Annotated in this window: 7 protein-coding genes; 3 read left to right on the top strand and 4 right to left on the bottom strand. The window is 70.7% G+C overall.

From position 1 onward, the window contains the following. Together G6021_RS11615 and G6021_RS11610 are read right to left on the bottom strand one after the other, a co-directional pair. Positions 1-1,455: biotin carboxylase N-terminal domain-containing protein (locus G6021_RS11615; RefSeq protein ID WP_182641339.1), on the bottom strand; the 1,455-nt coding region annotated here is incomplete at its 3' end. An 8-nt stretch (positions 1,456-1,463) separates the two neighbouring features. After that, positions 1,464-3,053: a carboxyl transferase domain-containing protein gene (locus G6021_RS11610; protein ID WP_182616608.1), complete on the bottom strand. Its 1,590-nt coding sequence runs from the start codon at positions 3,051-3,053 to the stop codon at positions 1,464-1,466. Between the two features lie 308 nt (positions 3,054-3,361). On the opposite strand from G6021_RS11610, the gene G6021_RS11605 reads away from it, so the two are divergent. After that, complete coding sequence (locus tag G6021_RS11605) at positions 3,362-3,652, top strand: DUF1540 domain-containing protein (protein WP_179525853.1); 291 nt, start codon at positions 3,362-3,364, stop codon at positions 3,650-3,652. A 49-nt stretch (positions 3,653-3,701) separates the two neighbouring features. Here G6021_RS11605 and G6021_RS11600 read toward each other — a convergent pair whose 3' ends face one another. Next, entirely contained in the window at positions 3,702-4,379 is a 678-nt protein-coding gene (locus G6021_RS11600; protein ID WP_179525854.1) for a hypothetical protein, read from the bottom strand. 137 nt (positions 4,380-4,516) lie between these two features. Between G6021_RS11600 and G6021_RS11595 the strand changes: the two genes are divergently transcribed. Further along, complete coding sequence (locus G6021_RS11595; protein ID WP_182641338.1) at positions 4,517-5,998, top strand: amidase; 1,482 nt, start codon at positions 4,517-4,519, stop codon at positions 5,996-5,998. Between the two features lie 3 nt (positions 5,999-6,001). On the opposite strand, the gene G6021_RS11590 is transcribed toward G6021_RS11595, so the two are convergent. After that, positions 6,002-6,469, bottom strand: a complete 468-nt coding sequence (locus tag G6021_RS11590) for an Lrp/AsnC family transcriptional regulator (protein ID WP_182616605.1) — start codon at positions 6,467-6,469, stop codon at positions 6,002-6,004. Between the two features lie 167 nt (positions 6,470-6,636). Here G6021_RS11590 and G6021_RS11585 point away from each other — a divergent pair. Then, positions 6,637-9,530: indolepyruvate ferredoxin oxidoreductase family protein (locus G6021_RS11585; protein WP_182641337.1), on the top strand; the 2,894-nt coding region annotated here is incomplete at its 3' end.

Below are 9,530 nucleotides of genomic sequence, written 5' to 3'. Positions count from 1 at the left end.
CGGTCCGCGCCGGGCGGCCGGCACGCGGGCCCAGCGCTCCTCGGTGCGGTGCATGGCCACGGCGACCAGTGCACCCTCGGGCGCCGGGGTGGCGGTGTAGTCGTCGAGGGTCCGATCGAGCAGACCCGTGTCGAGGTCGCCGGCGACGACCTCCGGCTGGGAGAGCAGGAACCGGCAGAAGTCGATGTTGGTCCGCAGGCCCAGCACGTGGGTGCCGGCCAGCGCGGCGTCGAGCCGGGCCAATGCCTCCGCGCGGTCGGAGCCGTGGGCGATGACCTTGCCGAGCATCGGGTCGTAGTCGCTGCCGACGACCGTGCCGACGCGCAGGCCGGAGTCCACGCGGATGCCGTCGCCCGAGGGCTCCTCCAGACCGAGCACGGTGCCGCCGGTGGGCAGGAAACCCTTCGCCGGGTCCTCCGCGTAGACGCGGGCCTCGATCGCGTGGCCGGTGAGGGTGATGTCCTCCTGGCGCAGCGTCAGTTCCTCGCCCGCGGCGATGCGGACCTGCCAGTCCACCAGGTCCACGCCGGTCACCATCTCGGTGACCGGGTGCTCGACCTGCAGACGGGTGTTCATCTCCATGAAGAAGAACTCGTCCGGGGCGTTGGCCGAGACGATGAACTCGACCGTGCCGGCGCCCACGTAGCCGACCGAGCGGGCGGCGTCGCACGCGGCGGTGCCGATGCGCTGGCGGGTGACCTCGTCGAGCAGCGCGCTGGGCGCCTCCTCGATGACCTTCTGGTGGCGGCGCTGCAGAGAGCACTCACGCTCACCCAGGTGGATGACGTTGCCGTGGGTGTCGGCGAGGACCTGCACCTCGATGTGGCGGGGGGTGTCGACGAACCGCTCCAGGAACAGCGTGTCGTCGCCGAAGGCGCCCGCCGATTCGCGGCGGGAGGAGTCGAGCGCGGCGCGCAGGTCCTCCGGTCGCTCCACGCGTCGCATGCCCTTGCCTCCGCCGCCCGCGGACGGCTTGACGAGGACCGGGTACCCGACCTCGTCGGCGCCGGCCACCAACTCGTCGTCGGTCAGTCCCGGTCGCGAGATCCCGGGCACGGTGGGCACGTCACGAGCCGAGACCGCCGCCTTGGCCGTGATCTTGTCGCCCATGGTCTCGATCGCGGTGGCCGGCGGCCCCACGAAGATCAGGCCCGCCTCCTCGAGCGCCCGCGCGAACCGCGAGTTCTCGGACAGGAAGCCGTATCCCGGGTGGACGGCCTGGGCGCCGGTCCGGCGGCACGCGTCGATCACCTTCTCGAAGTCCAGATAGGACTGCGAGGCCTGGGCCGGGCCCAGGCGGACGGCGGCATCGGCCATGCGCACGTGGAGGGCGTCCGCGTCCGCATCGGAGTAGACGGCGACCGAGCGGATACCCGCGGCCCGCAGGGAACGGATCACGCGACACGCGATCTCGCCGCGGTTGGCCACCAGAACGGTGTGGAGTTTCTGTGACATAGCTCGACTCACATCCTGAAGACGCCGTTGTTGACCGGCTCGAGGGGGGCGTTGGCCGCGGCCGCGAGGGCCAGGCCGAGGACGGTACGGGTGTCGGCGGGATCGATGATCCCGTCATCCCACAGTCGGGCCGTGGAGTAGTACGCGGTGGACTGCTCCTCGAACTGCTCGCGGATCGGCGCGGTGAACTCGGCCTGCTGCTCGTCCGTCCACTCCCCGCCCGACTTGGTGACCTGCGCGGCGCGCACCGAGGCGAGGGTGTCGGCCGCCTGGGGCCCGCCCATCACGGCGATCTTCGCGTTGGGCCACATCCAGAGGAACCGCGGGGAGTACGCACGGCCACACATGGAGTAGTTGCCGGCACCGAACGACCCGCCCACGACGATGGTGAACTTGGGGACCCGCGCGCACGCCACGGCCGTGACCATCTTGGCGCCGTTCTTGGCGATGCCGCCCGCCTCGTACTGACGGCCGACCATGAAGCCGGTGATGTTCTGCAGGAAGACCAGGGGGATCTTGCGGCGGTCGCACAGTTCGATGAAGTGCGCACCCTTGAGCGCGGACTCGGAGAAGATGACGCCGTTGTTGCCGATGATCCCCACCGGATGCCCGTGGATCCGCGCGAACGCGGTCACCATCGAGGCACCGTAGTTCTCCTTGAACTCGGTGTACTCGCCGCCGTCGACGATCGTGCCGATGATGTCGCGCACGTCGTAGGGCTGGCGGGAGTCGACCGGGACGAGGTCGTAGAGGTCGGACTGCGGGCGGGCGGGCTCGCGGGGCTCGAGCACCTCCCAGTCCGGCTCGGGCGCCGGCGGGCAGGTCGCCACGATCTGGCGGACCTTCATGAGCGCGTCGTAGTCGTCGTCGGCCAGGTGGTCCACCACACCGGAGGTCTTGGCGTGCAGGTCGCCGCCACCGAGCTCCTCGGCGGTGACCTCCTCGCCGGTGGCCGCCTTCACCAGCGGCGGGCCGGCGAGGAAGATCGTGCCCTGGTTCCGGACGATCACGGCCTCGTCACTCATCGCCGGGACGTAGGCGCCGCCGGCGGTGCACGAACCCATGACCGCGGCGATCTGCGGGATGCCCTTGGCGGACATGTTCGCCTGGTTGTAGAAGATCCGGCCGAAGTGGTCGCGGTCCGGGAAGACCTCGTCCTGCTGCAGGAGCATCGCCCCGCCGGAGTCCACGAGGTAGATGCACGGCAGGTTGTTGGCCATCGCCACCTCCTGGCCACGCAGGTGCTTCTTCACCGTCATCGGGTAGTAGGTGCCGCCGGAGACGGTCGCGTCGTTGGCGATCACCAGGCACTCGCGCCCGGAGACCCGGCCGATCCCGGCCACGACACCGGCGCCCGGCGCCTTGCCCCGGTACATCTCCTCGGCGGCCAGCGGGGACAGCTCGAGGAACGGGCTACCGGGATCCAGGAGGACGTCCACCCGCTGGCGGGCGAGGAGCTTGCCCCGCTCGAGGTGCCGGGCACGGGCCTTCTCCCCACCGCCCAACGCGGCCCGCTCGAGGCGGTCGCGGAGGTCGGAGAGGAGCTCCTCGTGCGCCTGGCGATTGGTGGTCGGGTGATCGGTGGTCGCGGAAGTCATCAGCGCCGCTCCCTTTCAGTTAAGTCGGATTAACTGAGTTCGACCATAGTGCGATGGCTCACAGATGTCCAGAGGGGGATCGGAGACCACACACGCCACCGGGAGGCGGCGGGGGTACGCGGTCCGCGGAGCTCACACCGCGGACATTCAGGGAAAGCGCTGGTCAGATGCTTAGGCTAACCTGATCTAGCACAGGCTCTCCTTGCTTGCAAGTCGAGCCGATCAGGGGTTGACTCGGTGACACCGACGGTCCGCGGCAACCGGATCGGCACCACCGGGAACACCCACCGATACGAGGAGCAACCGCCATGGCCACTCTCACCGGAATCAGCAACTGCACCGTCACCACGTGCTCGTTCAACGCCGACGCGGACTGCACGGCCCCGGCGATCACCGTGGCGGGATCACCCGACCACGCCGAGTGCGGGACGTTCATCTCGCTCGACGTCCGGGGCGGCCTCCCCACCGCGAGCGCGCACGTCGGCGCCTGTCAGCGCGTGGAGTGCACGCACAACAAGGACCTGCTCTGCTCGGCGGAGTCCGTGACGATCGGCTCCGGCGCGGACACCGCCGATTGCCTCACCTACTCCCCCGCGTAGGCGCCGCCGGCACGTGGGCCGGGGCGTCGGCCGGGATGTGGCCCGGGACTCAGCTCGCCCGGGCCACGTACTGGCCCATCTCGCGGACCACGTCCCCGACGGACTGCGCCCGGGTCATGAACGGCAGGTGCACGACATCGGCGTCGCGCCCGAGTGCGGTGAGAAGGTGGAGGCCGTCCGGGTCGACACCGAGGACGAACGGCGGGTGAGCCGGGTCGCCCGATCCCGCCAGGATCGCCAGGTGTTCCCCGAATCGCGCCCGGATCTCGTCCGCGAGACCGGGCGCCTCGGACGCCAGCGGGTCCGAGGGCACCGCGTCCAGGTCGCGGGCGAGAACCGTCCCCTCGTGGCCGAGACGGCGCACCTGCAGCTCGCCGAGCTCGATCTCGATCTCGACGACCCACCCCTCGCCCTGGCGTGCCGCACGCGCCACCCCGAAACCGTAGAGGCTGGCGACGTGCACCTTCGCCTCGACGATCGGAGCGAACTCGTCGATCATCACGACCACCTCGACCGAGGAGCCCGGCTCCACGATCAGACCGGACCACGGTGCGGGGGCCCCGGTGACGACGACGGCGCCTCCGCCGATCCAGCGGTGCTGGGCGGAGACCATCACATCTGAGCGGTCCCGGGTGCCGCGGACGGCGACCGTGGCGATGCCCGCCCCGTCCAGGAGACGTCGGGCGCCCGTCACGACCGGATCCGACACGATCGGGTGCACTGCCATTGTTCGCCCTCCACGGGTCGCCAGCTACACGGCGAGATCTCGGGTACGAGAATAAGGTGACGCTCGCCTAAGTAAGGTACACCTAAGATGCACGAGTACCCCGGCCGTTGTCAAGGGGGACGCCCTACAGTGGACGCGTGACCGACACCACAGCCGATGCCGTCGCCGATCCGACCCCCGCCGATCCGACCCCCGCCGGACCGCCGCGCCGCGTGCACGCCTTCCGCGACGATGCGCTCGCGTACGACGACGCCTCCGCCCTCGCGGAGAGAGTTCGCAGGCGGGAGGTCTCACCCGCGGAACTGGTCGAGGCCGCCATCGAGCGTTGCGCCACGGTGGACCCCGTTCTGGGCGCCCTGGTGCACACCGACTACGACCGCGCGCGCCACCGGGCGGAGTGGGTCCGGAACTCCCAGCTCTCCGCCCCTCTCGCCGGCGTGCCGTCGGCGTTCAAGGACGCGGTCCGGGTGGAGGGTCTGCCCATGACGCTCGGCTCGTCGGCGGTCCCCACCCGACCAGCCCTCCACGACGGCCCCTACGCCTCGCTCTTCCGTGCGACCGGACTGATCCCGGTGGGCACGACCGCGATGCCGCCGTTCGGCTGGACCGCCGCCACCGAGCGACAGGGCGGGCTCGTCACCCGGAACCCGTGGGACACCGGCCGCACCAGCGGCGGGTCCTCGGGGGGATCCGCCTCACTGGTGGCCGCCGGCGCGTTGCCGATCGCGCACGCCAATGACGGCGGTGGGTCGATCCGGATCCCCGCGGCGGTCACCGGCCTGGTGGGGTTCAAGCCCAGTCGGGGCAGACACCCCGACGAGAAGTTCTCGGCGAACATGCCGATCCCGATCATCTCCCAGTCCGTGGTCACCCGGTCCGTTCGCGACACGGTGGCGTTCCTGACCGCCTTCGAAGCGGGACACCGTCCGGTGGGGGTCCCACCGCTGGGTACGGTCGCGCGGGCCCCCGGGCGCCGGCTGCGGATCGGCCTCGTCGAACACAGTCCCGCGGGCGACCCGACCGATGCCGCCACCCTGGCGGTGTTGCGGGAGGCCGCCGACCGGCTGGCGGCGTTGGGCCATGAGATCGTGCCGACCACCGCGCCGGTCCCGGACTCGTTCCGCGAGGACTTCATCGCCTACTGGGGCCTGCTCGCCCTGGGCACCTCCTCGGGCGGCCGGGGCATGTTCAGTCCGGAGTTCGCGGCGGAGCGGCTCGACCCGTTCACGATCGGCCTCGCCGCGATGGCCAGGCGGGGTCTGCCCTCGCTCCCCCTGCACCTGTACCGCCTCTACCGGACCAGGCGGCGGTTCGACTCGGCGTTCGGCGAGTTCGACGTCTACCTCAACCCGGTGGTCAACCACGAGACCCCCGAGGTCGGGTACCTGGATGCGGACCTGCCCTACGAGACCCACCTCGAGCGGGTCTCCAACTGGGTCACCTTCACGCCCCTCCAGAACATCGCGGGATCGCCCGCCGTCTCGCTTCCCACCGGCCGGGCGCCGGACGGCCTGCCCATCGGCGTGCACCTGTCGGCGAGGATCGGCCACGATCGACTGCTCCTCGAACTCGCCTCCGAGTACGAGCAGGCCTATCCGTTCGCCCGCATCTGGGAGTGAACCTCACTCGTCCAGCAGCTGGGCGACACGCGGGCCGACCCGTCGCCGCAGGACCACCTCGGTGCGGGTGCGCAGGACACCCGGGGTGGCGATGATGGCGCTGAAGACCTCCTCGAGATGCGAGTGGTCCCGGGCCACGACACGGCAGACGATGTCGAACTCCCCCGCCACGCTCATCACCTCGAGGACCTCGCGCACCTCCGCCAGGCCCGTACAGGTCGCCTGCAGCTTCGCCTGCGCGACCTGGATGTGGACCAGGGCCGAGAGCGGGAACCCGAGCGCGGCCGGATCGAGGGTCGGCGCCCACGACGCGATCACCCCCCTCGCCTCGAGCTTGTCCAACCGCGCCTGCGCCGTCCCGCGGGCCACCCCGAGGCGGCGGGAGAACTCGCGCACCCCGACCCTGGGGCCCGCCAGGACGATCTTCAGGAGTCGTCGGTCGGTGTGATCCAGATCGGCAGGCGCGTCCATGTGTCCATGCTAGACCGGTGAACACTGCGCATCATGTCCATCTCGCGACGGAATGTGGCCAACATCCTGCACATGGTGCACTGCATCGCGCTGGCCACGTGACGCGCATCACCCACACGCCTAGCCTGGAGACACAGCCACTGTCGTCAGAAGGCCAGGTGTGACAGATGACCTCCCTACTCCACCCCTCGAGCGGCTCCCACGATGATCTGCCCCGAACCGGGCGGGCGGACGCCACCTCGTTCTCGCTCTCCGACCGCTACACGCGGGAGAGCGGCACGGTGTTCCTCACCGGCATCCAGGCCCTCGTCCGCACGGTCCGCGACCGCGCCCGACTGGACCGCAGGCAGAACCTGCTCACCGCCAGTCTCGTCAGTGGTTACGAGGGCTCGCCGCTGGCCGGCTACGACCTCGAGCTGGCCAGGCGCGGGACGTTCCTCGACCCGTTCGACGTGGTCCACCGCCCCGCCCTCAACGAGGAGGCCGCCGCCACGGCCGTCATGGGGTCGCAGCTCGCGCGACGCACGGGGACCCTACGCGCGACGGCCCACACCGGAGGCGCGCCACTGCAGGGCGTCGTCGGGTACTGGTACGGCAAGGCCCCCGGCCTGGACCGCGCGACGGACGCGATCCGCCACGCCAACCTCATCGGCACCGACCCCCACGGGGGCGCGGTGGCGCTGGTCGGTGACGACCCCGGAGCCAAGTCCTCCACCGTGCCGTGCTCGTCCGAGCTCGCGCTGGCAGACCTCTACCTCCCCACGCTCTACCCCGCGGACTCCCAGGACGTGCTGGACTTCGGCGTCCACGCTGCGATCCTCTCCCGGGTCTCGGGCCTGTGGTCGGCCATGAAGATCTCCTCGCACGTCGCGGACGCCTCGTCCACCGCGCTGGTGGACCCGGATCGGATCCTGCCCGTCTACGGCGATCTGGGTACGAGTCCCCACGTGCCCTCGGGCCAGTTGCTCGGGTCCAGCCTCATGGAGTTGGAGCAGAACCAGCTCACGATCCGGATCCCCCGCGCGCTGGAGTACGCCCGGCTCAACCGACTCAACCGGATCGTGCAGTCGACCGCCGACGACCGGATCGGGATCGTCGCCGCCGGGAAGAGCTACCTCGACGTCCGCGAGTCGCTGCGCAGGTTGGGTCTCGACGACGCCGAGCTCGCCCGACGCGGCATCCGGATCCTCAAACTCGGCATGGTCTACCCGATCGAGCGCACGGTCCTCGACGAGTTCATGACCGGCCTCGACGAGGTGATCGTGGTGGAGGAGAAGCGCGACTTCATCGAGACGATGATCCGCGAGATCCACTTCCGACGGCCAGACGTCGCGAACGTCGTGGGCAAGACCCATGAGGACGGCTCCACCCTGTTCAGCCGCTTCGGTGAACTCGACGTCGACGCCGTGACCCGGGGCCTGGCGCAACGGCTGGGCCGCGTCCACGGGATAGAGTCGGCGGCCGCCTGGCTCGACGGACCGGGCCGCGGCCGCTCGCGCATCTCCCTGCCGCTGGCCACCACCCGCACCCCCTACTTCTGCTCGGGGTGCCCCCACAACAGCTCCACCAAGGTGGCGGACGGGACGCTCGTGGGCGGCGGCATCGGCTGCCACGCGATGGTCCTGCTCATGGACGAGGACCAGGTCGGCACCGTCACCGGGGTCACCCAGATGGGTGGCGAGGGACTCCAGTGGACCGGTATGGCCCCGTTCCTGACCGAACGCCACATGGTGCAGAACATCGGCGACGGCACGTTCATGCACTCGGGTTCCCTCGCCCTCCGCGCGGCCGTCGCCTCGGGCGACAACATCACCTACAAACTCCTCTACAACGGGACGGTGGCCATGACGGGCGGCCAGGACCCGGTCGGCGAGATGTCCCTGCCGGAGATCCTCCGGCTCCTGCAGGCGGAGAGGGTCGCCCGGATCGTCGTCACCACCGACGACGTCAAGGCCACGAGGTCCCAGGGACTGCCCCGCGGCATCGAGGTCCGCGACCGCCGCGACACGCTCGAGGTCCAGAAGGAGCTCGCCGCGGTCCCCGGGGTGACCGTGCTGGTCCACGACCAGTTCTGCGCGGCCGAGAAGCGCCGCCACCGCAAGCGCGGCACCTACCCCACCCCGGCGGAGCGGGTGGTGATCAACGAGCGCATCTGCGAGGGGTGCGGCGACTGCGGCAAGAAGTCCAACTGCCTGTCGGTCCATCCGGTGGACACCGAGTTCGGTCGCAAGACCCGGATCGACCAGTCGACCTGCAACTTCGACTTCTCCTGCCTGGAGGGCGACTGCCCGGCCTTCGTCACCGTGGTGCCGGGCGTCGGGACCGAGCGCGTGGCGACCGCACCGGAACTGGACTCCGCCGCCCTCCCGGAACCGGACCGGGTCGCGGTCGACGCCGACCGCGGCTTCTCGCTGCGCCTCACCGGGATCGGTGGGACAGGGATCGTCACCGTCTCGGCCGTGCTGGCGACCGCCGCCGTGCTCGACGGCAACTCTGCCCGCACGCTCGACATGACGGGTCTGGCGCAGAAGGGTGGCGCGGTGGTCTCCGATGTCCGGGTGGCGCGGACGCCGCTCGAGCAACCCCCCAAGATCGGGGCCGGGGACTGCGACCTCTACCTGTGTTGTGACGGCCTCGTGGGCGCGGACGACGCCAACCTCAAGGTCGCCCACCCGGAGCGCACCACCGCGGTGGTCTCCACCACCCGGATCCCCACGGGGACCATGGTGATCGACACCGCCGTGCACTACCCGTCCACACCGGACATCCAGGCGGCCATCGACCGGGCCTCCGGGCGGGGCGTCTACCTCAACCCCGGCGAGATCACGGAGAAACTCTTCGGGTCCACGCAGGCGTCCAACATGCTCATGGTGGGGGCGGCGTACCAGAGCGGCGCCCTGCCGATCTCCGCCCGGGCCATCGAGCAGGCGATCGAGCTCAACGGAGTCGCGGTCGCGGCGAACATCCAGGCCTTCCGGCGTGGCCGCCAGGCCGTCGCCGATCCCGGGGCCCTGGCCGCGCTGGTCGCGGATCTGCACCGGCCGGTGTCGACCGCGACGCC

The organism is Dietzia sp. CW19 (assembly GCF_014145265.1).
Taxonomy (GTDB): Bacteria; Actinomycetota; Actinomycetes; order Mycobacteriales; family Mycobacteriaceae; genus Dietzia; species Dietzia natronolimnaea.
The sequence above is the reverse complement of the archived record's forward strand: the minus strand, read 5'-3'. Positions and strand labels throughout refer to the sequence as shown.